Annotated in this window: 19 protein-coding genes; 6 read left to right on the forward strand and 13 right to left on the reverse strand. The window is 63.7% G+C overall.

All coding sequences use genetic code 11. The annotated features are described in order from the left end of the window. Positions 1 to 23: 23 nt before the first annotated feature. The 8 genes from HMPREF9696_RS19135 to HMPREF9696_RS19170 form a co-directional block, all read right to left on the reverse strand. The gene (locus HMPREF9696_RS19135) at positions 24 to 791 is read right to left on the reverse strand and encodes a P-loop NTPase family protein (RefSeq protein ID WP_002714698.1); all 768 of its coding nucleotides are present in this window, start codon (positions 789 to 791) and stop codon (positions 24 to 26) included. A gap of 301 nt (positions 792 to 1,092) precedes the next feature. Further along, positions 1,093 to 2,259 carry a M48 family metallopeptidase gene (locus HMPREF9696_RS19140; RefSeq protein WP_002714699.1) on the reverse strand — a complete coding sequence of 389 codons (1,167 nt, stop codon included), beginning with the start codon at positions 2,257 to 2,259 and terminating at the stop codon, positions 1,093 to 1,095. Between the two features lie 35 nt (positions 2,260 to 2,294). After that, positions 2,295 to 2,855 carry a LemA family protein gene (locus HMPREF9696_RS19145; RefSeq protein WP_002714700.1) on the reverse strand — a complete coding sequence of 187 codons (561 nt, stop codon included), beginning with the start codon at positions 2,853 to 2,855 and terminating at the stop codon, positions 2,295 to 2,297. 318 nt (positions 2,856 to 3,173) lie between these two features. Continuing rightward, positions 3,174 to 3,554 (reverse strand): COG4315 family predicted lipoprotein, encoded by a 381-nt coding sequence (locus HMPREF9696_RS19150; RefSeq protein ID WP_002714701.1) that lies wholly within the window; start codon positions 3,552 to 3,554, stop codon positions 3,174 to 3,176. Positions 3,555 to 3,626: 72 nt separating this feature from the next. Beyond that, the gene (locus HMPREF9696_RS19155) at positions 3,627 to 4,619 is read right to left on the reverse strand and encodes a small ribosomal subunit Rsm22 family protein (protein ID WP_002714702.1); all 993 of its coding nucleotides are present in this window, start codon (positions 4,617 to 4,619) and stop codon (positions 3,627 to 3,629) included. Between the two features lie 194 nt (positions 4,620 to 4,813). Beyond that, a complete protein-coding gene (gene smc, locus HMPREF9696_RS19160; protein WP_002714703.1) occupies positions 4,814 to 8,278 on the reverse strand; it encodes a chromosome segregation protein SMC in 3,465 nt (1,154 codons plus the stop codon). Positions 8,279 to 8,520: 242 nt separating this feature from the next. Then, entirely contained in the window at positions 8,521 to 9,177 is a 657-nt protein-coding gene (locus HMPREF9696_RS19165; RefSeq protein ID WP_002714704.1) for a DsbA family protein, read from the reverse strand. Positions 9,178 to 9,322: 145 nt separating this feature from the next. Beyond that, on the reverse strand, positions 9,323 to 9,802 hold the full coding sequence (locus HMPREF9696_RS19170) for a DUF721 domain-containing protein (RefSeq protein WP_002714705.1): 480 nt from the start codon (positions 9,800 to 9,802) through the stop codon (positions 9,323 to 9,325). 29 nt (positions 9,803 to 9,831) lie between these two features. Here HMPREF9696_RS19170 and mutY point away from each other — a divergent pair, with 29 nt between their 5' ends. Then, a complete protein-coding gene (gene mutY, locus HMPREF9696_RS19175) occupies positions 9,832 to 10,929 on the forward strand; it encodes an A/G-specific adenine glycosylase (protein WP_002714706.1) in 1,098 nt (365 codons plus the stop codon). On the opposite strand, the gene HMPREF9696_RS19180 is transcribed toward mutY, so the two are convergent. Together HMPREF9696_RS19180 and HMPREF9696_RS19185 are read right to left on the reverse strand one after the other, a co-directional pair. After that, entirely contained in the window at positions 10,926 to 12,212 is a 1,287-nt protein-coding gene (locus HMPREF9696_RS19180; protein WP_002714707.1) for a flavin-dependent oxidoreductase, read from the reverse strand. The genes mutY and HMPREF9696_RS19180 overlap by 4 nt on opposite strands. Positions 12,213 to 12,282: 70 nt before the next feature. After that, on the reverse strand, positions 12,283 to 13,206 hold the full coding sequence (locus HMPREF9696_RS19185; protein ID WP_040302185.1) for a LysR family transcriptional regulator: 924 nt from the start codon (positions 13,204 to 13,206) through the stop codon (positions 12,283 to 12,285). Between the two features lie 92 nt (positions 13,207 to 13,298). On the opposite strand from HMPREF9696_RS19185, the gene HMPREF9696_RS19190 reads away from it, so the two are divergent. Beyond that, positions 13,299 to 13,727, forward strand: coding sequence for a nuclear transport factor 2 family protein (locus tag HMPREF9696_RS19190; RefSeq protein WP_002714709.1), 429 nt, complete (start codon positions 13,299 to 13,301; stop codon positions 13,725 to 13,727). 59 nt (positions 13,728 to 13,786) lie between these two features. On the opposite strand, the gene HMPREF9696_RS19195 is transcribed toward HMPREF9696_RS19190, so the two are convergent. After that, positions 13,787 to 14,920 (reverse strand): site-specific DNA-methyltransferase, encoded by a 1,134-nt coding sequence (locus HMPREF9696_RS19195; protein WP_002714710.1) that lies wholly within the window; start codon positions 14,918 to 14,920, stop codon positions 13,787 to 13,789. Between the two features lie 400 nt (positions 14,921 to 15,320). Between HMPREF9696_RS19195 and ypfJ the strand changes: the two genes are divergently transcribed. Further along, positions 15,321 to 16,265: a KPN_02809 family neutral zinc metallopeptidase gene (gene ypfJ, locus HMPREF9696_RS19200; protein ID WP_002714711.1), complete on the forward strand. Its 945-nt coding sequence runs from the start codon at positions 15,321 to 15,323 to the stop codon at positions 16,263 to 16,265. A gap of 147 nt (positions 16,266 to 16,412) precedes the next feature. Then, positions 16,413 to 16,964 (forward strand): molybdenum cofactor biosynthesis protein B, encoded by a 552-nt coding sequence (moaB, locus tag HMPREF9696_RS19205; protein ID WP_002714712.1) that lies wholly within the window; start codon positions 16,413 to 16,415, stop codon positions 16,962 to 16,964. 152 nt (positions 16,965 to 17,116) lie between these two features. Here moaB and HMPREF9696_RS19210 read toward each other — a convergent pair whose 3' ends face one another. Further along, positions 17,117 to 18,052 carry a bifunctional helix-turn-helix transcriptional regulator/GNAT family N-acetyltransferase gene (locus HMPREF9696_RS19210; protein WP_002714713.1) on the reverse strand — a complete coding sequence of 312 codons (936 nt, stop codon included), beginning with the start codon at positions 18,050 to 18,052 and terminating at the stop codon, positions 17,117 to 17,119. A gap of 83 nt (positions 18,053 to 18,135) precedes the next feature. Beyond that, the gene (locus HMPREF9696_RS19215; protein ID WP_002714714.1) at positions 18,136 to 18,708 is read right to left on the reverse strand and encodes a glycosyltransferase family protein; all 573 of its coding nucleotides are present in this window, start codon (positions 18,706 to 18,708) and stop codon (positions 18,136 to 18,138) included. A gap of 241 nt (positions 18,709 to 18,949) precedes the next feature. On the opposite strand from HMPREF9696_RS19215, the gene HMPREF9696_RS19220 reads away from it, so the two are divergent. Beyond that, complete coding sequence (locus tag HMPREF9696_RS19220) at positions 18,950 to 20,122, forward strand: PA0069 family radical SAM protein (protein ID WP_002714715.1); 1,173 nt, start codon at positions 18,950 to 18,952, stop codon at positions 20,120 to 20,122. A gap of 242 nt (positions 20,123 to 20,364) precedes the next feature. After that, positions 20,365 to 21,108 (forward strand): ribonuclease HII, encoded by a 744-nt coding sequence (gene rnhB / locus HMPREF9696_RS19225; protein ID WP_002714716.1) that lies wholly within the window; start codon positions 20,365 to 20,367, stop codon positions 21,106 to 21,108. The last annotated feature ends 38 nt before the right edge of the window (positions 21,109 to 21,146 follow it).

Here is a 21,146-nt window from a genome sequence, read left to right on the forward strand (position 1 = left end):
CGGGGAGGCTGGCCGGAGCCGCCTCAGATCTCGCTGGTCGGCGCGCGTGATGTCGCGGACTTGTCCTTCGAGCCGACGATTTCGGTCAGCTTGATCCGGTCGAACTCGCCCCAGACATTGCCCAGCCAATGGCGGACATAGCCGCGCAGCACGAACGAGTAGTTCGCGGGTTCGTCCTTGGTGCCCTTGTTGGCGACGAACTTGAGGAACGGCACCGAGGCAACTTCGACCTGCTCATAGGCCATTTCGTTCAGCTTCGGGATGGTCAGTTCGGTCGCGTTCTTGATGCGGTGGAAGTAGGAATTGTAGGTCGCCTGGTCCCACTCGAAGAAGCTGGTGTTGTTGATGAAGTTCTTCACCAGGAAATACTTGGCGCCGTCCATGAAGTTCGCTGTTTCGGCGATTTCATCCAGCGAGGCGATCGACGGGCCGAGGATGTGGAACACGGCAAAGGTGATCTGGCCGGACTTGGCGGCATCGAGAAAGCCGATATCGCGCAGCGAGGCCAGTGTCGGGGACAAGAGACCTGCGCGCACGTCGATGACGGTGACGCTGGTGCCGGAGGAATTCAGCGTATCGAAGATCTTCATCTGGTCGGACGTCGAGGTGACGTCGACGATCTCGGTGATGTCGGGGTGGAAACGCTTCAAGGTGCCGCGCGGCGCTTCGGTGTCGAAGGCGCGGGTCGGGACGTTGTTTGCGCTGAAATAGTCGAGAACGGTGCGCGAAACGGTGGTCTTGCCGACCCCACCCTTGTCCGCGCCCACAACGATAACTGCCGGTTTCGCCATAACACCCCTTTACGCGACAAACACGTCTGCCTGACGACGGACGCTAGTGTCCTGAATCCGAAGTTCGCTCTATTTTGCAGCGCTTCCGTCGCGAACTTCGGATTCAAAAGGACACTAGAAGTCATAAACCTAGTGTGGCTTTGGTTCGCAAGTCCGCAAAAGAACGTGCTGCGGGACCGTGCGGACTTGCGAACCGCCACACTAGCCTGCTTTCCGCCGGACCATGGCAGAATCGAGGGATAATTCAATTCTTGACCGGGCAGTTCTACTGAATAACCAACGGCTTCTTAAGGCCGGCGGGTTAGTTGCGGCCCCAGGGCCCGGAAATCGGGCCGGCGGGCGACGGCGCGGGCTGCGGGGAACTGCCCCAAGGCCCGCTATGGGGCGGCTCCGGCCGCGTATCGGGGCTGGAATTCGCTGCGGGGGCGCCGGGACCGCCGGTTTCGTCCCCATTGCCGGGCAGCGGCAGCGGGCCGGGATCGCGTCCGCCGGCGTATTGGACCAGCGCCTTGACCCGCGAATCGACCGAGGGGTGGGTCGCGAACAGGTCGGCAAAGCCCTCGCGCGGATTGTCGATGCACATTTCCATGACGGCGGAAGTCGAGCCGGGCAGCTCGCCCCGGCCCTCGATCTTGCGCAGCGCCGAGATCATGGCGTCCGGATCCTTGGTCAGTTCGACCGACCCTGCATCCGCCAGGAATTCGCGGGACCGCGACAGGGCGAAGCGCACCACCAGCGAGAGGCCCCAGGCAAGGCCGATCAGCGCGATGGCCAAAAGGACAATAGCGAAAGCGCCGCCGCCTTTCTTGCCGCTATCGGACGACGACGACGATGAGGACGACCGCCCGCCGCCGAAATTCCAGCTGGAATTGAAGAAAATGCGGAAGAAAAGTTCCGCGAAAAAGCCGATCACACCCGCGATCACCACGGCAATGACCAGCAGTTGCACGTCGCCGTTGCGGATGTGGGTCAGCTCATGCCCGAGCACGGCTTCCATCTCGCGGTCGTCGAGCGCGTTCATCAATCCCGTGGTGACGGTGATCGAATACTGGCTGCGGTTGAGGCCGGTGGCGAAGGCGTTGAGCGCGGGGCTGTCGATGATCTTCAGCTTCGGCATCGGAATGCCGCGCGAGATGCAGAGATTTTCGAGCAGGTTGTAAAGCCGCGGCTGCTGCTGCCGCGTCACGTCATGGCCGCCGGTCACGGCGTCGATGATGTTCTGGTGAAAGAAGTAGGCGATCACAATCCATGCGGCGGCGCCGATGGTGGCGAACGGAAACGCCTTGATCAGGTCGCGCCCCGCCAGCGTGATATAGGCGTCGAATGGCCGGTTGCTGTTGAGCGCGACTTCCGCCAGCAGAGCACCGGCGAACACCATCACATAGACGAGCAGGAACAGGCCGCCGAGCAGCAGCATCGAGCGGACCTTGTTCGATGCGATGTGCGTATAGAGACCGTAAGCGGCCATGATGCGCTGCCCGTACTCGCGATGGCGTCAGGTTGTCAGAACTTGACCGAAGGCGCCTGCTCGATCTGGCCGCGTTGTTCGCCAAGATCGAAGAAATCCTTCTTGGTGAAGCCGAGCGCGCCGGCAAAGAGAGCGGCCGGCAATTGCTGGATGCCGGTGTTGTATTCCTGAACCGCGTTGTTGAAGAAGCGGCGGCTGGCGGCAATTTTGTTTTCGATGTCGGACAGTTCGGTCTGCAACTGCTGGAAGTTCGCGTTGGCCTTGAGGTCCGGATAGGCCTCCGACAGCGCGATCAGGCGGCCGAGCGCAGCGGAGAGCTGGCCTTCCGTTGCCGAAACCTGTGCCGGTCCTTGCGCGGACATCGCCGCGTTACGCGCCTTGACGACATCTTCCAGCGTGCCGCGCTCATGCGTGGCATAGCCTTTGACGGTTTCGACAAGGTTCGGGATCAGGTCGTGACGCTGCTTGAGCTGGACGTCGATATCGGCAAAGGCCTGCGACACCCGCTGCGCCAGCGCGACGAGGCGGTTGTAGGCGCCGAACACGAACAGCGCGATGACGACGATGACACCGATTAAAATCCAGCCCGACGACATGAGGGAAAACTCCTTGAGGACAACGAATGGCGCGCAGCCTACCTGAAAGGCAGGCGGTCGTCAGCGTCTGCGGCCAGAGCACCGCGCTATTTGGTCGTCTTCAGGGGAGTGGGGGTTCAAATATGAACTGAGTACGGGTTGTTTGGCGTGGAGCTTGCGCTGGCCCGTCAGCGGGTCGTCCCCGCGAAGGCGGGGACCCATAGTCCCTGAGTCGTGGGTTTTGGGATGTTGCCTCATGGCTGAGGAACGGGAGGTTAGGGGTTATGGGTCCCGGCTTTCGCCGGGACGACAAATCATGAGCCGATCAACAAAGCCATCTTACGGCTTGGCGATATGCCAGGCGCCGTTCAGGAAGCCGTCGCCGGTGGTGTCGCCGGGCTTGGTGTCCTTCGCGAAGGTATAAAGCGGCTTGCCCTTGAGCGCCCACATCTTGCTGCCGTCGTCGCGGGTGACGATGGTCCAGTCGCCGGAGGCCTTGGCGTCGGCAGCGGCCATCAGCGGCGGCCAGTTGGTGGCGCACGGGCCGTTGCAGGCCGACTTGCCGGCGCTGTCCTTGTCGAACGTGTAAAGTGTCATGCCCTTGGCGTCGACATAGGCCTTGCCCTTCGGCGTGTCGGCGACCTTCGCGGCCTGCGCGAAAGCGGCGGTCGAGGCGAGCATGAGAGAGACAGCCGCCATCGCGGCGAATGTTTTGGACATCGCAGGTACTCCTGATGAAATGTTTGCGTCGGACGCGAGCGCGTCACCCTCACAAACTCCATCTGGAGAGAATTATTCCGGGCTGATCTCGCTCCCGGGAAAAATCGCGTCGCCCCAGGCCCACTTCTTCGCGCGCTTGTAGGCGGCCTTGTTCCGATGCGGGACGCTCGCCGTCCTTATTCCATCGCTGGCGCAGATTTTCGCGGTGACGGCGATCTTGGTGACGAGCGGCTGGGCCAGAACGCGCGAAGGCCGCTGCGCCGGCGCTTTGCGCGAGAGAACCACGTAGCTGAATTTTTCGTCCTCATAGGGAAGGGCGGCCGCTTTAAGGTGTTTATGCGCACGCGATCGTTGCAGGCGTTGTGTAAAGTGACACCAGTCCGGTGCGACCAGCGGGCATGCCGTATCATGCGGGCAGGGCGCGAAAACATGCGCGCCCTGTGCGATCAGCCGGTCGCGGAGTGACAGGATGTGCGAATAACCGGCCGGTGAGCCGGGTTCGACCACCAGAAGCATGTCGCGTGTTTTTGCCCACAAAGCGTCAGCGAACGCGGCGCGTTCGCTCTCACTCAGTTCATTGACGACATAGCTTGCGACGACCAGATCGACTTCAGGCGCATCAGTGAGCGCCTTGCGTGCATCACCGGCATAGTAACGCAGCGTCTCAAGCCGGGGCTGCGACGTCACAAGCTCGGTGGCGAGATCGCGCAGTGCCGTGTTTGCATCCAGCAGTGTGAACCGGTCGAGAGACGCAAACGCCTCGCTCGCTGCCCATGTGGCGGTGCCCGGTCCTGCGCCGACATCGAGCAGACTTTGCGGCGCGAAATCCGGATCGCACTCCATCAGGGCATTCAGGCTTGCGGCAACGGCGGCATATGTGCCCGGCATTCGCGCCAGCGCATAGGCCAGCGCGTCGGCGGTCGTCTTGATCCGGCCCGAGCCGCCCCCGCTGCGATAGGTCCGCGAGATCGTATCCGCGCGCTGCGCCGCGTCCGCGCGCGACAGGCCCTCGGCTTTGCGGGCGAGGGCTGCCAGTAATTCGGAAGGGAGATTGGGAGAGATCATCAACCAAATATACCACGTCGTCCCCGCGAAGGCGGGGACCCATACTCCCTGAACTTTTCCTGTTGCAGGAAGCCTCCCAACAATCTTTTCAGATCGAGAAGCCGGTGGCTATGGGTCCCCGCTTTCGCGGGGACGACATCTGAAGACGTAGCAGGCGGGCTTCGTTCACTTTCCTTCAAGGAAGGATGAAACAATCACGCCACGTTCTGGTCGAGAACCTTCATCGCGCCGTCGAGATCGACCGACACAAGCTGCGAAACGCCGCGTTCCGCCATGGTGACGCCGAACAGACGGTTCATGCGCGCCATGGTGATCGGGTTGTGGGTGATGATGATGAAGCGCGTCTCGGTGGACGAGGTCATCTCATGCAGCAGGTTGCAGAACCGCTCGACGTTGTGGTCGTCCAGCGGTGCGTCGACTTCGTCCAGCACGCAGATCGGCGACGGATTGGTGAGGAACACCGCGAAGATCAGCGCCAGCGCGGTCAAGGCCTGCTCGCCGCCGGAGAGCAGCGACAGCGTCTGCGGCTTCTTGCCGGGCGGCTTGGCGATGATTTCGAGACCGGCTTCCAGCGGATCGTCGCTCTCGATCAGGGTCAGTTCGGCCTGACCGCCGCCGAACAGCTCGGTGAACAGCCGCTTGAAGTGGTTGTTGACCGTCTCGAACGAGGTCAGCAGCCGCTCGCGCGCTTCCTTGTTCAGGCTCTGGATGCCGGTGCGCAGCTTCTTGATCGCCTCCACCAAGTCGTCGCGCTCGGTGGTGAGGCCGGTATGCTGGGTCTCGACCTCGCGCAGTTCTTCCTCGGCGCGCAGGTTGACCGCGCCAAGGCGCTCGCGGTCGCGGCGCAGCTTTTCCAGATCGGCTTCGATTTCGGTCACCGGAGGAAGTTCGCTTTCCGGTGTGATCTCGGCGAGCGCGGCGACGCCGTGCGGCTCGACCTCGAGCATGTCGCGGATTTCGCGCTCGATGTCATCGAGACGGCGGCGGGTGCCTTCCATCCGCTCTTCGGAGCGGGCGCAGGCTTCGCGCGAGGCGGACAGCGCATCCAGCGTGGCGCGGGCGACGCGGTCGGTTTCCGCCATCGCGGTCTCGGCCGTCGCCAGTGCATCGGCAGCCATGCGGCGGTCGGACTCGGCGTGCTCGATCTCACTGATCAGCGCGCTGCGCTTCTCGGCGAACACTTCCGGCGCGTTCTCAAGTTCGGCGCGCTCGGTCTTGACCTCGACAATGCGCGTCTCGATGGTCGCGATCTGCGAGGCAGCGTTTTCCTTGCGGCTCATCCATTCATTGCGCTCGGCAACGATCGCCTGCACGCGCCGGTCGGCGAGTTCGGCTTCGCGGGCCAGCGCCTGCGCTTCGGCGCGGACCTGCGCGGCAAGCTGGCGGTGGCCATCCATATCGGCGCGGACGGTGGCGAGCTTTTCCTCGTTCTCGGCACTTGAAGGCAGATCACTCAGCGCGGCAATCGCAGCTTCATGCGCGCCATGGGCTTCGGCGCGGTCCTCGGTCAGGCGGGTGCGGCGCTCGTCCAGCGCGGAACGGCGCGAGGCGTGACGGTTGATCTCGCGTTCGGCATTGGCGTGCTGCTCGCGAGCGGCATTGGCTTCGCGCTGCGCGGCGCGCACGGCTTCGCGCGCGGCGCTCTCCGCTGCGGATGCCGCCTTCAGTTCAGTCTCTGCGTTTTCCAGGGCCTGACGCTTGGCAACGGCATCGGCGCGCGCCTGCTCGATTTCGGCTTCGATATCGACCAGACGTGCACGCTCGGCGAGACGCCGTGCTGCGCCGGTCGGGGCGTGGGCCGCGGCGACAAAGCCGTCCCAGCGCCACAGGTCGCCTTCGCGCGAGACCAGCCGCTGGCCGGTCTTGAGCTGCGACATCAGTTGCGCGCCGCGCTCGCGGGTCACGACGCCGATCTGCGCCAGACGGCGCGACAGTTCCGGCGGCGCGGTGACATGCGCAGCCAGCGATTCAACGCCGCCGGGCAGGGAGGGATCGCCGCTGACCGGACCGACACTGGCCCAGCGCAGCGGCGCGGATGGATCAACCGGCGCGTCGAGATCGTCGCCGAGGGCTGCGCCCAGCGCCTTCTCAAACCCCTTGGCGACATTGACGCCGTCGATGATCGGCGGCCAAAGGTTCTTGGTTTCGCCGTTGACGATCTTGGAGATGGTCTTGGCTTCGGTTTCCAGCCGCTGCACGCGCTTTTCGGCGTCGGCCAGAGGTGCGCGCGAGGCTTCCAGCGTGGCGCGGGCGGCGACATGCGCGGCTTCATTGGCCTGCGTCGTCGCTTCGGCAACCAGCACGGCTTCGGCGGCAGCTTCCATCGCCGCGACCAGTGCATCGAGGTCGCCAAGGCCGCCGGTCTCGGCGTTGAGTTTTTCGAGTTCGCCCTCAGCGGTGGCGATGTCCTGATCGAGCCGCGCCAGCCGTTCGCGATGGGCACGAACGTTGGATTCAATTTGAGTCCGCCGCGCGGTGAGATCGGCGAGCGCGGTGGTCAGTTCGGAGAAGGTGCGCTCGGCGGCTGCGAGCGTGGCTTCGGCTTCCGCGACACGCTCGTCCGCTCCGGAGCGGGTCTCGACGCGCGAGCGGATTTCCTCCTTGAGGATACTGTCTTCCGACTCAAGCCGTTCCAGCGCGACGTCGGCGTCGGACAACTGGCGCTGTTCGCGCTCGATGTCGGCGGCGAACTGCGTGAGACGGCGGTCGAGTTCGACGACGCGCTCCTTGGCGCGCGCTTCCTCGCGGTCGAGCATTTCGCGGGCATTGGTGAGGCGCTGCAGGCCGGCAGCGGCGCGGGCTTCGCTGTCGCGCAGGCCCGGCAGTTCGGAAGCGCGGATTGCCTGAATGCGCGCGGCTTCCGCCTGCTGTTGAACACGCTCGGCCTGCTCGCGGACGTTCAGGTCGTGGGTCTGGCCTGCCTCGTTGACATCGGCATGGGCCTGCAGCCAGCGCAGATGGAACAGCAGTGCTTCGGCCTTGCGCACTTTTGCGGCGACTTCGCGGTAGCGGATCGCCTGACGCGCCTGCTTCTTCAGGCCTTCGATCTGGCCGGCAAGCTGACCGATCACGTCCTCGACGCGGGTGAGGTTGGTTTCGGCGGCGCGCAGGCGCAGTTCGGCTTCATGGCGGCGGGCATGAAGACCCGCGACACCGGCGGCGTCTTCCAGCACGCGGCGGCGCTGTTCCGGCTTGGCCTGAATGATTTCGCCGATCTTGCCCTGGTGGACGAGGGCGGGCGAACGCGCGCCGGTGGCGGCATCCGCGAACAGAATCTGCACGTCGCGTGCACGCACGTCCTTGCCGTTGATGCGATAGACCGAGCCTGCTTCGCGCTCGATGCGGCGGGAAATTTCCAGCATGTCCTGATCGTTCACGGCGGACGGTGCCGAACGATCGGAGTTGTCGATGGTCATCGCCACTTCGGCGTGATTGCGCGCCGGGCGATTGCCCGAGCCTGCAAAGATCACCGCGTCCATGTCGGCGGCGCGCAGCGACTTGTGCGAGGTTTCGCCCATCGCCCAGCGCAGCGCTTCGACAAGGTTCGACTTGCCGCATCCGTTCGGGCCGACCACGCCGGTCAGGCCCGGCTCGATCAAGAAGTCGGTCGGCTCAACGAAGGACTTGAAGCCGTGAAGGCGAAGGCGCGTCAGTTTCATGCAATCGGTGCTCTGTTGGCCGGGCCAGAATCTTTAGCCGGGGCAAGGTCATAGCGGCCCTGTGCCAGTATAGCTGAGTCGCGGAATGCGCCTCGGACTGTCCGCACAATGGCGAGGCCGGCTGCGCAGGGCAACCGGCCAAGGGGGCTTTTCCCAAGGGATTTGGGAGCGATTTAGGCGAAATTCCCGGGGATTTCCAAAGGAATCTCAGGATGTTTGCCGGGTTCCCGGCTTGCGCGCTCTCAGCTCTTGAGCAGCGGCTTGATCATCTTCTCGAAGGCGTCGAACGAGGTTTCGCCGCGCACCGGCGTTCCGTTGACGAAGAAGAACGGCGTCGAGTTGACCTTGAGCGTTTTGTAGGCGTGCTCACGCACATCCAGAATGCCCTTCTGGATTTTCGGATCGCCCTGCACGCAATCCTTGATCATCTGCTCGCTGAAACCGGCCTGCTTGCCGACACGGTTGATGGTGCCGAGCGCGTCGGAGGCCAGATCGTTCTGCTGCTTGAACAGAATGTCGACGATGGCGAAATATTTCTGCGCGTCATCCTTGGCCACGCAGCGCGCCAGCGCGGAGGCGGCGAGGGCCACTTGATCCAGCGGGAATTCGCGGAAGATGAAGCGCACCTTGCCGGTGTCGATGTAGGCGGTCTTGATTTGCGGGAACACGTCCTTGGTGAACGCCGCGCAGTGCGGGCAGGTCATCGAGGCGTATTCGATGATGGTGACGGGCGCATCCTTCGCGCCCAGCGCCATGTCACCGAGTTCACCGGCCTGGGCGATTTCCGCGGCGGTCTGGGCATTGGCTTCGCCGATCAGCCGCCAGGGCGAAACGCCGAGCGCTGCGGCAACGGCGGTCAGGGACAGGGCGGCGGTAAAGGTGCGGCGCGTGATGTTCAACGGTCTGCTCCGGGAAAGTCGTGCGATCGGCGCTGTCACGCCTGATGGGAACGCGAAACCGGTTCCCACTTTTCGGGGATCATGCCGTAGCTTGAAACCATGATTGTGGCAATGCCGGGCCGCGCCCGGCGCTGCGCCGGAATCCTCACTTCCGCTTGATCGACGCGCCGAGCCGCGCCAGCGCAGCGCGCAGATCCTGATCTTCCACGCTGCCGAGCGAGGCTTCGATCTTGGCGACAGCGGCGGCGTCAGGTCCTTTTTTCACCTTCTTGACGGGCCTGCGCGACAGCGGCGCCTGACGCAGCGCGATCCGGCCCACCGCGTTCCAGCCGAAGAACCGGTTGACCCGCTCGATGATGACATCGGAGGTGTGCTGGATTTCCAGCGCCATCGGGCCTTCGACCCGCAACACCAGTGTGGCGGGCTCCTGTGGCTGGTTCTCGACCGGGCGTGGCCACTGAATCTTCAGCGGTTCCGAATGCATTGCCACATTCGCGCCGACAATATCGGCCCATCGCGTCACCAGTTCGCGGGAAGCAAAGCCCTGCTTTGCGAAGGCGTCATTGATCGCATTGCCGAGCAATGCGGATAACGGCTTTGCGGTGAGAGGGCCGGGCTTGTTCATGGGTGGCTGTCGTCGGTACATATGGCACCATGACACTATCAGGCGCCGCTGCGCGGCGAAAGAAATCTCCGGAAACGCATGACGCCGATCGCCCGGCGCTGCTGCTCGCCTGGTATGACCGCCACCGGCGGCAACTGCCGTGGCGCGCGCTGCCGGGCCAGACGAGCGATCCCTATCGTGTGTGGCTGTCGGAAATCATGCTGCAACAGACCACCGTGAAAGCGGTCGGGCCGTATTTCGAGAAATTTACCGCGCGCTGGCCGACGGTCGCTGCATTGGGATCGGCCTCGCTCGATGATGTGCTGCGGATGTGGGCCGGACTCGGCTACTATTCGCGCGCGCGCAATCTTCACGCCTGTGCAGTCACGGTGCTGCACGCGCACGGCGGCGCGTTTCCCGATACCGAGGAAGGGCTGCGCACGCTGCCCGGCGTCGGTCCCTATACGGCCGCGGCCATTGCCGCGATTGCCTTCGACCGGCAGACCATGCCGGTGGACGGCAACATCGAGCGCGTAGTGTCGCGGCTGTTTGCGGTTGAAGAGCCGCTGCCGAAATCGAAGCCGAAGATTCAGGAGCTTGCAGCGACATTGCTCTGGCGTTCGCGCGCGGGCGACAGTGCGCAGGCGCTGATGGATCTCGGGGCTACAATCTGCACGCCGAAGAAACCCGCCTGCGTGCTCTGTCCGCTCAACGACAATTGCGAGGCGCGCACGCGCGGCGATCAGGAGACCTTTCCGCGCAAGGCTCCGAAAAAGACCGGAGCGCTCCGGCGTGGCGCAGCCTTTGTGGTGACGCGCGGCGATGAACTGCTGGTGCGCACGCGGCCGGACAAGGGATTGCTCGGTGGCATGACCGAAGTGCCGACCTCCGACTGGCTTGTGGGCCATGACGACAGGGATGCGCGCGCGCAGGCTCCCGCGCTCAATGTCTCACGCTGGCATCGCAAGACAGGCGTCGTGACCCATGTGTTCACGCATTTTCCGCTCGAGCTTGTCGTCTATACAGCGAGCGTTGCTGCGCGGACGCGTGCGCCGCAGGGCATGCGCTGGGTACCGATTGCGACGCTGAAGGATGAAGCGCTACCGAATGTCATGCGCAAGGTGATTGCGCATGGCCTCGGCGATTAGCCCGCGCTGGACATCGCGGGCGTCTCCGGCCGCGGCACGATCGGCGGCTTGGCGTTGAGCGCTTCGACCTGGAAGCCTGCGACGCGCTTGTAGGTGTTGGCGACGTCTTCCAGTTCCTGCTGGCTCATGACCTCGGTGACCACATTGAAGCCGTTCGGCGCGCGCTCTTCCACAAGCTGCATCACCTGCTCGGGACCGTTGCGGCGGTTGAGCTTGACGAGTTCAGTGGTGGCCGGGCGGCGCTCGGCTTCATAGGCCTGCAGGGCCGCTGCCGTCTCGCCATGGTTGAGAATTTCGCGCGTCAGCACGCGCGCATCGAGAATGGCCTGCGATGCGCCGTTGGAGCCGATCGGATACATCGGATGCGCGGCGTCGCCCAGCAGCGTGACATTGCCGAAGGTCCAGCGGTCCACGGGATCGCGATCCACCAGCGGATATTCATAGGCCTGCGAGGCGGTGCGGATCAGGCTCGGCACATCGAGCCAGTCGAACCGCCAGTCCTCGAACCACGGCAGAAACTCGTCGAGCTTGGCTGCGCGGTTGTAGTCCTCGCGCCGCCACTGATGCTCCGGCGGAAAATAGCGCTCGGCGATCCAGTTGATGCGGCGCTTGCCGTTCGGCAACTCCCCGGAAATTGGATAGCAGACGAACTTCAGGCTCTCATGGCCCGCCATGATCATGGTGCGGCCGGAGAGAAAAGCATCGCTCTCGGTGATGCCGCGCCAGAGGATACGCCCGTTCCAGATCGGCGCGCCTTCTCCCGGATAGAGTTTCGCGCGTATTGCCGAGTGAATGCCGTCGGCGGCAATCAGCAATGTGCCTTCATAGGTGCCGGCGTCCTGTCCGGATGCCTTGTCGATGAAGCGGGCGGAGACGCCCTCCGGGGTCGAAGTGAAATCCGCCAGATGATGATTGTTGAGCACGGCGTCGCGGCCGAGGCGCTCGATGACGGCATCGAGCAGGATGTGATGCAGCACGCCGCGATGGATCGAGACCTGCGGCCATTTGTAGCCGGCATCCAGCCCGCGCGGCTCGCTCCAGATCGGCTTGCCACGTTTGGAGAAGTAGGCGAGTTCCCCGGTCCGGACACCGGCGGCGTCGAGCTTGTCGAGCAGGCCGAGTTCGGTCAGTTCGCGCACCGCATGCGGCAGCACATTGATGCCGACGCCGAGCGGTTTCAGTTCCGGCACGCTCTCGAACACGCGGCACGGAATGCCGACCTGATGAAGGCTGAGTGCGAGCGTCAGCCCGCCGATCCCGCCGCCTGCGATGAGAATGGTCATGATGGACGCTCCCGATTTTGGACGTTTCATCGCACGCCGAAGGGCATGGGGGCAATTGCGAAAGGCCCGGCTAAACGGCTTTCCGCCGGACCTTTTCCATGTCGTGTCCGATCCCGAGCATCAGGCTCCGCAGCCAGATCGAACCGGGGTCCATCTGCGCGCGGGTCGGATAGAACATGAACTGCTCGTCGATGCCGGGATCAATGGGTGGTGCGACAGTTGCCAGCGACAGTTGCTGTGACAGCGCGGCGATCAGGCGGCGCGGGACAAAGGCAACAAGATCGGTGCGCGCGGCGACATGCAGGGCCTCGATATAGCTCGGCACCACAAGCGCGATCCGCCGTTCCAGACCCTTGGGGCGCAGCCATGTGTCGATCAGGTCTTCGCTCTGGCCGCGAATGATCACGGCGACATGCCGCGCCTTGAAGAACGTGTCCTTGTTCTTCAATCGCGCGCCCGCCGGATGTCCCTTGCGCACGGCGAGCGCGTCGGAATCGGTATAGAGAAGCTGGCGGTGAAATCCCTTGAAGGCGTCACCAATGCTGATCACCATGTCGATGGTGCGGGCGAATTCGGCGGTGAAGATCGCCGGTCCCCGCCATGGCACAACATCGATCCGCACACCGGGTGCGGCGATGTCCAGTTTCTTCATCAGCGGCGGCATCAGCAGTTCGACGGCGAGGTCCGGCATCATCAGGCGGAAGCGCCGCTCGCTGCGCGCGGCGTCGAATTCGTCCGGCATGAACAGGCCGCGTACCTGATCGAGCGCCTGCGCCAGCGGCGCACGCAAGGCCTGCGCGCGTGGCGTCAATTCCATGCGCGCGCCGGTGCGCACCAGCAGCGGATCGCCGAGCACCTCGCGCAGCCGCCGCAAGGCGTGGCTGGCGGCAGGTTGCGACAGGCCGATCCGCATCGCCGCGCGGCCGACATTCGCCTCCAGCAAAAGCGCGTCGAGGGCGACCAGCAGGTTGAGATCGAGCGAGGCCAAATTCATGCGGCGAATATATATCATATCAAGCATTGATTGGAAGAATATCGGTACTAGGCCCATTATCCGTCCATCCATTCCAGCAAAGGACGGAACCCATGAGTGCCGAAGCCAACAAGAAACTGATCCAGCAGATTTTCACCGACTCCGCCAACCGCAGCGGAACAACCTTTGTCGATCATCTCGCTGACGACGCGGTCTGGATCCAGACCGGACAGTGCTCCTGGTCAGGCAGTTTCAAGGGCAAGGATGCCATCACAAATGGCCTGTTTGCCCGCCTGCGCGCCCTGCTGACCGATCGCCCGCGAACGCTGGCCTTCAACTTCATTGCCGAAGGCGACTTCGTCGTGGTCGAGGCCAAGGGCGACAACACCGCGAAAACAGGCGACCGCTACGACAATGAGTACTGCATGGTCTGGAAGATCGAGAACGGCCGGATCACGCAGATCAAGGAATATTGCGACACGGCGCTGGTCGAGCGCGTGCTCGGTCCGTTTCCGGCATCGCAGATGCGGACGGCTGTCTGAAAACGAAACACCGCGCCGGGATGATTCCGGCGCGGCGCAATACAAGACGTTCCTGAAGCTCAGCCCGCCGCCATCTCGCTGCGGATTTCAGCGCGCAGTTCGTCGATCAGGCGCAGGCCCTTCTTGGTCTCGACATGCCAGAACGACCAGCCGTTGCAGGCTTCTGCGCCCTGTGCCAGCGCGCCCATGCGATGGATCGAGCCGACCTTGTCACCGAGCATGATGGCGCCGTCGGCACGCACCAGTGCGGCGTGCTTCTTCTTGGAATCGACCAGTTTGGTGCCGGGCACGATCATGCCGCGCTCGACCAGTTCCGAGAACGCCACGCGCGGTGCGCCGCGCGCCGTCATGAACGGCGCGAGGGTTGCTTCCGGCAGCGGCTCGATGGCGGCGATGCGTGCTTCTGCGGCCTTGGCGTAAGTCTTGTCGCGCTCGAAGCCGATGTAACGGCGGCCGAGGCGTTTCGCGACAGCGCCGGTGGTGCCGGTGCCGTTGAACGGGTCGATCACAAGATCCCCGGGCTTCGACGACGACAGCAGCACGCGGGCCAGCAGGCCTTCGGGCTTCTGGGTCGGATGAACCTTCTTGCCGTCGCTGCCCTTGAGGCGTTCCTCGCCGGTGCAAAGCGGAATCGTCCAGTCGGAACGTGCCTGCACGTCCTCATTGGCGGCCTTCAGGGCTTCATAGTTGAACGTGTAGCCCTTGGCGTTCTCGTCACGCGCGGCCCAGATCATCGTTTCATGCGCATTGGTGAAACGGCGGCCGCGGAAATTCGGCATCGGGTTGGTCTTGCGCCACACGATGTCATTGAGAATCCAGAAGCCCAGATCCTGCATGATCGCGCCGACGCGGAAAATGTTGTGATAGGAGCCTATCACCCAGATCGTCGCCGACGGCTTCATGGCGCGGCGCGCGGCAAGCAGCCAGGCGCGGGTGAAATCGTCATAGGCGGTGAAGGATGAGAACTTGTCCCAGTCGTTGTTCACGGCATCGACATGGGATTCGTCGGGGCGCTTGAGGTCGCCCTTCAATTGCAGATTGTACGGAGGATCTGCGAACACCAGATCGACCGAACCGGCCTGCAGTTTCGACATTTCAGCCACGCAATCGCCAAGGACGATGTGCGAGCTTGATGGCATTTCAAATTGAGTGCGGGGCGCCTTTGCAGACGCCCCGCGACGCGACACAACCATGACTCAAAACCTGACTCAGGCGACGCAGTCGGCGACGCGGGACTAACAAATCCGACTGTCATCACCATGAAGGCCCAAGGTAAAAATCGGCTTAATCGGAAAACGGTTTGTGACGAATCCGAAATCGATTCCGAAACCGGTTCGCGATGAGTGCGTTAACGCGAAAGCGTGTGCGCGACGCAGCCAGTGACTCACCACGGGCGGCGGACGTCGCGTTTGAATGTGAGAAATTCAGCCGCCATTCATGTGACAACGTGAAAACACGCCGACATGGCGCATGAGACAGTGCTAGGCAATTTTTGCCGGGCACGGTATGAATCGTTAACAGATGCTTTGCGGCTCCGTCGCGCCATGTGACCATGCGTCATCATGATGCGCCCGCCGGTTGAGGAGATTTCCGATGCGTTACGATGATTTCCGCCGCAGCGACAATATCGACGATCGCCGCGACGATAGCGGCGGCTTCGGCGGTGGAGGCGGCGGTTTCGGATTCCCCATGGGCGGAGGCGGCGGCCTCGGCATCGGAACAGTCATTGTGCTCGGCCTGATCGGCTGGGCGGTGGGCATCGACCCGCGCATCCTGATCGGCGGCGCGGAAATTCTCACCGGCGGCCAGCAGGCGCCGACCTACCAGACCGACCGCAGGACCGGCAGCCCGCCGAAGGCCGGCGCGCCGACCGACGAGATGGGCAGCATGATCGCCGGCGTGCTCGGCGAGATCGACGACCGCTGGAGCGAAATCTTCTCGGCCAGCGGCCAGACCTATCGCGGCCCGCGCATCGTGCTGTTCCGCAACGCCACCAATGGCGGACGCTGCGGCATGGCGCAGTCGGCCATGGGGCCATTCTATTGCCCGCCCGACCGGCAGATTTTCCTCGACACCGGATTCTTCCGCGAGGTCGAAACCCGCTTCCGCGGCTGCTCCGGCAACGCCTGCAAATTCACCGCCGCCTACATCATCGCGCATGAGGCGGGTCATCACATCCAGAACCTGCTCGGCATTCTCGACAAGGCGCGGCAGATGCAGGAGCAGGCGGGCAGCAAAGCTCAAGCCAATGCGATTCAGGTCCGCGTCGAACTGCAGGCGGATTGCCTCTCCGGCGTCTGGGTCAATCGCGAGGAGAAGAAGCGGCCCGGCTTCCTCGAAGCAGGCGACATTGATGCCGCGCTGCAGACTGCGTCTGCGATCGGCGACGATACGCTGCAGCGTCAGTCGACCGGGCGCGTGGTGCCGGATTCGTTCACCCACGGCTCGGCGGCGCAACGCAAGCGCTGGTTCATGACCGGCTATCAGCAGGGCAGCGTGCAGGCGTGCAATACATTCGCGCCGGGCGTGCAGCTGTAAGGTGCTTGTGTCTGATTGCGTCATTGCGAGCGAAGCGAAGCAATCCATCTTCTCAAGAACAGCAAGATATGGATTGCTTCGTCGCCGACGCTCCTCGCAATGACGGCGAGCCATAAAGCAGGCGACAGCGGCGAGAGAACGCGCACCATGTCCTCAATCAACGAGACCCGTCCCTTCATCCCGCTCAACATCGCGGTGCTCACCGTGTCCGATACGCGCTCGCTGGACGACGACAAGTCGGGCACGACGCTGGCGGATCGTCTGACTGCGGCAGGCCATCGCCTCGCGGCCCGCGACATCGTCACCGACGATATCGACGCCATCCAGGCCAAGCTGCGGATGTGGATCGGCGATCCCGGCGTCGACGTGATCATCACCACGGGCGGAACGGGATTTACCGGACGAGACGTGACGCCGGATTCAGCCGAGCCGCTGTTCGAGAAGCGGATGGATGGTTTTTCCATCGCGTTTCACATGCTCAGTCATGCCAAGATCGGTACGTCGACAATTCAAAGCCGCGCCACCGCAGGCGTTGCCGGGACGACGTTTATCTTCTGCCTGCCGGGATCGCCGGGCGCATGCCGCGACGGATGGGACGGCATTCTCGCCGCGCAGCTCGATTACCGCACCAAACCGTGCAATTTCGTCGAGATCATGCCGCGGCTGGACGAGCACCTGAAGCGCGGCAAGGCGAAATAGCCTCGCGTTTCAGCGCCGGCCCAACGCTCCTGCCAGCCATGCCACAAACGCCCGCACGAAAGCGCGGCGCGCTTCCAGACGAAGCCGCCGTGCGTTGAGCCTGTGAAAGGCGATGAGGTCCGGCGTGACGCAAGGCTGGTCACGCCTTCGCTTCACAGCTCAAGCTCCCATGTCTCACCGATCAGATCGTGACCGAAACTGCGATGCGGTTCGCTCGCGACATGGACGAACCCTGCGTTCTGATAGATTCCGCGTGCCGCGAGCAGGATGCTCTGGGTCCACAGTGTGATCCTGCGATAACCGCAGCTTCGCGCAAAGGCGATGCATTCGCCAACCAGCCGCTTGCCGATCCAGAGACCCCGCGCCGACGGGTCGATCAGCAGCAAACGGATTTTGGCAACCTCATCGGATTTCTTCACCAGAAACACCGAGCCGGCCTGCCGGCCGTCGATCTCGGCGATCCAGCAGCGCTCGCGCGCAGGATCGAAGTTTTTCAGGAACTCCGCAGCGATCTCCGCGCACAGGCCCTCGAACGAAATGTCCCAACCATATTCGCGCGCATAGAGTGCGCCGTGCTGCTGCACGACCCAGCCCATGTCGCCGGGCCGGTGGGTGCGCAATGTCACCTCCGGGCGATGACTGCCGTCGCCCAGCAGCCTTTCGATAGTGGTCATGGCCTCGACCAGGCGTTGCCCGCCGTCGCCCGGCAGCGCCGCGACCATTTTGCCGACTTCTGCGCACGATGCGCGCTCGAGGCGGCCATACGCCGCCTTGCCCTTGGCGGTGAGTGCGATTTCGTACTGCCTGCGGTCGCTGGCGACCGGCGTGCGCGTAATCAGCCCCTGCTCGGTGAAGGCCTGCACGATGCGGCTGAGATAGCCGGGATCGAGGCCGAGTTCGGCGCCGATCTCCTTGGCGAGCGCGCCGCCTCGATGCGCCAGTTCAAACAGCACGCGCGCTTCCGTCAACGTGAACGGGCTTTCCAGCAGGTGCTGTTCGAGCACACCGATCTTGCGGGTGTAGAAGCGGTTGAAGCGGCGGATCGCGTCGATCCTGCTGTCGTTCTCGGGGTCTGGAGCGGATGCCATCGGCCAATGCGCCTCGTCGCTGTTCGAGGGCATTCTGACATGATCGTTGACGCGGTCAACTAATAAGTTGACGGAGGCAACTATCAGGCGGCAACGAAAATCCGGGTTCGCAGCACGGCGCGGCCGGTTCGTCCAAGTTTCGACAGCAACTTGGCTTCGGCGCGGCGGGTCGCCGGAGCGTAACCCCCGACCTTCTCATAATGATCGCGGGCGATCAGCAGGCCCTGATCGGGCGAGGGGCCGGAAATGAACCGCGCCAGCGACTTCACCCCGTCACGCACGGTGGCGTTCTCATAAGGCGAGCGTGCATAGCGGAACACGCCGGCGCGCTGGCGGCCGCTTAAGGAAACATTCTGGATGAACTGGGTGGTCTCGTCGATCCAGCCGGAATCCAGCACCGCGCCCGGCAACAGGAATAGCAGCCATGGCGAGCGGCTTTGCTGCGCGCCAGCCGCAAGCGCTGCGGCGCGCGAGCCGTCGAACTTCAGGAAATTGCAGCCTGCGACATCGGCGACGTGCGCGATCGCGTTCGAGTCGGCACGGTCCACCAGCACCACATCCCGGATCAAACCGGCTGCGGCCCCCGGCACCAGGGCCGCGAGGGTGGCAACAACAGGCTGCTCGGCGCCTTCGGTGGGAATGACAACACTGATCATGATGTGGTGCTTGGAATACTCGCCATTGAGTTCCTGAAACGAGGGACCGTTATCATCTTGTCACACAGAGCGCAGCCCTTCGGATGCAGCTTTTTGCGGCATTCATTAACGGCGCGGCATCTCGCCGGCCTCGTCGCAGTGCCGGATAGCAGGGGCGGGGGCGGCGAGCTTCTGTCCGAAAATGTGGGGACGGAGGTATCGAAGTTCTTGTTTTGTTCTTATTGGGTGTTATGTTCTCTGCATGAGCCATGCATCCCATGCCCTCAAGCACCCGCCGGTGACGCCCCCTCAATCCCCAGTCGATGGGCCGGCGGGTGCTCCTTCCCCCTTTCCGGAGATCGAAGTCGCGATCGACCGGCAGCGGCGCCGTGGCCGCGGCGCGCAGTCCAACGTCAGCGGGCGGTTCGAGGCCGAAGCGCGGGTCACTTTCGACGACGGCTGGCAGAGCCTTGAGGAATTGCCGCCTTTCAAGACCACGGTGGCTGTCGACACCGCGCGAAAGGTCATCACCCGGAACGACTCGCCGGATATCGGTTTCGACCGCTCGATCAATCCCTATCGTGGCTGCGAGCACGGCTGCGTCTACTGCTTCGCGCGTCCGACACACGCCTATCTCGGTCTGTCGCCGGGGCTGGATTTCGAGTCGCGCCTGTTCGCCAAGCCTGACGCGCCGGCCTTGCTCGAGAAGGAACTGGCCGCGCCGGGATATGAGCCGCGCATGATCGCGATCGGCACCAACACCGATCCGTATCAGCCGATCGAGCGCGAGCACAAAATCATGCGCGGCATTCTCGAAGTGCTGGAGCGCACCGGGCATCCCGTCGGCATCGTCACCAAGTCGGCGCTGGTGACGCGCGATATCGACATCCTCGCGCGGATGGCCAAGCGCAATCTCGCCAAGGTCGCGATTTCAGTGACATCGCTCGATCCCAAACTGGCGCGCACCATGGAGCCGCGCGCCTCGACGCCGCCGAAGCGGCTGGAGGCGCTGCGCCAGCTTGCCGAGGCCGGAATTCCGACCACGGTGATGGTCGCGCCCGTGATCCCGGCGCTGAACGATTCCGAGATCGAACGCATTCTCGACGCGGCGGCCCATGCCGGGGTCAGGGAAGCGAGCTATGTGCTGCTGCGCCTGCCGCTGGAGGTACGCGACCTGTTCCGCGAATGGCTGCTGGCGAATTATCCCGACCGCTATCGCCACGTCTTCACCCTGATCCGCGACATGCGCGATGGCCGCGACTACGACTCGCAGTGGGGCACGCGCATGAAGGGTACCGGGCCGATAGCCTGGATGATCGGGCGGCGTTTCGAGATTGCCTGCGACAAGCTCGGGCTCAACAAGCGGCGCTCGAAACTGACGACCGCGCATTTCGCGCGTCCAAAGGCCGCCAACGAACAACTGGATCTGTTCTGAGACAAAAGTCTGTTGCGTTCATTTAACCTCTCCCCGTGTACGGGAAGAGGTCGCGAGCAAAGCGAGCGGGTGAGGGGCAAGGGTTCATCGGTAAGAGATTTGCCCCTCACCCCAACCCTCTCCCCGCAAGCGGGGAGAGGGAGCAAGACCGTCTATCGTGTCAGGTGTGGGCCGTTCTGAATAACGGGCACGGATGAAAGTTCCGGCTTGCGGGGTCGCGTCCATGCCCGCAGCATCGCCGCATGATTCGGAAATCCCCTGCTGTTCCCGCCACTGCAAAGAAGCTCGTGCCCGCCGCCGCGCCGAGCTTCCGCCGCGAGCGTGCGCTGATCAAGCGTGGTGTGTGGCCGGTTGCAGGCTGCGACGAGGCCGGGCGCGGGCCGCTTGCCGGGCCGGTGGTCGCGGCGGCGGTGATTCTCGATCCAAAGCGCATTCCAAAAGGTATCGACGATTCCAAACGGCTGTCGAAGGAGCGCAGGGAGCAACTGTTCGAGGACATCTGCGCCACCGCGCTGGTGTCGGTGGCGGTCGCGCCGCCGTCGCGGATCGAGCGCGATAATATCCTGCGCGCTTCGCTGTGGGCGTTGACGCGCGCGGTCCGCGCGCTGCCCGAGGCGCCGAAGCATGTCTTTGTCGACGGGCGTGACCGTCTGGCGACATCCTGCGATTGCGAGGCCGTGATCGGCGGCGACGGTATCGTGCTGTCGATTGCCGCCGCCTCGATTGTCGCCAAGGTATCGCGCGACCGGCTGATGTGCCGCCTTGCGCTGGATCATCCCGGCTACGGCTTCGAGCAGCACATGGGGTATGGCGTTCCGGCTCATCTCGAAGCGCTCGACCGGCTCGGGCCGACAATTCATCATCGCCGTTTTTTCGCGCCTGTGGCCGCGTCGCGCCGCAAGCATTACGGCGAAGACGACACGCCGCCGGCGGCGGCGCAGATCGAGATGGTCATCGCGCCGGAAGAGACAGCCGTGGCCAACTGAGCGGCTCGGTTGCCTGATCGCCTCATGCGCTTTATCAG

Origin of the sequence: Afipia clevelandensis ATCC 49720 (assembly GCF_000336555.1) — a bacterium.
Taxonomy (GTDB): Bacteria; Pseudomonadota; Alphaproteobacteria; order Rhizobiales; family Xanthobacteraceae; genus Afipia; species Afipia clevelandensis.

Bases quoted from the DNA above. Each gene is read 5' to 3' on its own strand.
- HMPREF9696_RS19135 (WP_002714698.1), bottom strand. From the start codon at position 791: ATGGCGAAACCGGCAGTTATCGTTGTGGGCGCGGACAAGGGTGGGGTC.
- HMPREF9696_RS19140 (WP_002714699.1), bottom strand. From the start codon at position 2,259: ATGGCCGCTTACGGTCTCTATACGCACATCGCATCGAACAAGGTCCGC.
- HMPREF9696_RS19145 (WP_002714700.1), bottom strand. From the start codon at position 2,855: ATGTCGTCGGGCTGGATTTTAATCGGTGTCATCGTCGTCATCGCGCTG.
- HMPREF9696_RS19150 (WP_002714701.1), bottom strand. From the start codon at position 3,554: ATGTCCAAAACATTCGCCGCGATGGCGGCTGTCTCTCTCATGCTCGCC.
- HMPREF9696_RS19155 (WP_002714702.1), bottom strand. From the start codon at position 4,619: ATGATCTCTCCCAATCTCCCTTCCGAATTACTGGCAGCCCTCGCCCGC.
- smc (WP_002714703.1), bottom strand. From the start codon at position 8,278: ATGAAACTGACGCGCCTTCGCCTTCACGGCTTCAAGTCCTTCGTTGAG.
- HMPREF9696_RS19170 (WP_002714705.1), bottom strand. From the start codon at position 9,802: ATGAACAAGCCCGGCCCTCTCACCGCAAAGCCGTTATCCGCATTGCTC.
- mutY (WP_002714706.1), top strand. From the start codon at position 9,832: ATGACACTATCAGGCGCCGCTGCGCGGCGAAAGAAATCTCCGGAAACG.
- HMPREF9696_RS19180 (WP_002714707.1), bottom strand. From the start codon at position 12,212: ATGACCATTCTCATCGCAGGCGGCGGGATCGGCGGGCTGACGCTCGCA.
- HMPREF9696_RS19185 (WP_040302185.1), bottom strand. From the start codon at position 13,206: ATGAATTTGGCCTCGCTCGATCTCAACCTGCTGGTCGCCCTCGACGCG.
- HMPREF9696_RS19190 (WP_002714709.1), top strand. From the start codon at position 13,299: ATGAGTGCCGAAGCCAACAAGAAACTGATCCAGCAGATTTTCACCGAC.
- HMPREF9696_RS19195 (WP_002714710.1), bottom strand. From the start codon at position 14,920: ATGGTTGTGTCGCGTCGCGGGGCGTCTGCAAAGGCGCCCCGCACTCAA.
- ypfJ (WP_002714711.1), top strand. From the start codon at position 15,321: ATGCGTTACGATGATTTCCGCCGCAGCGACAATATCGACGATCGCCGC.
- moaB (WP_002714712.1), top strand. From the start codon at position 16,413: ATGTCCTCAATCAACGAGACCCGTCCCTTCATCCCGCTCAACATCGCG.
- HMPREF9696_RS19210 (WP_002714713.1), bottom strand. From the start codon at position 18,052: ATGGCATCCGCTCCAGACCCCGAGAACGACAGCAGGATCGACGCGATC.
- HMPREF9696_RS19215 (WP_002714714.1), bottom strand. From the start codon at position 18,708: ATGATCAGTGTTGTCATTCCCACCGAAGGCGCCGAGCAGCCTGTTGTT.
- HMPREF9696_RS19220 (WP_002714715.1), top strand. From the start codon at position 18,950: ATGAGCCATGCATCCCATGCCCTCAAGCACCCGCCGGTGACGCCCCCT.
- rnhB (WP_002714716.1), top strand. From the start codon at position 20,365: ATGATTCGGAAATCCCCTGCTGTTCCCGCCACTGCAAAGAAGCTCGTG.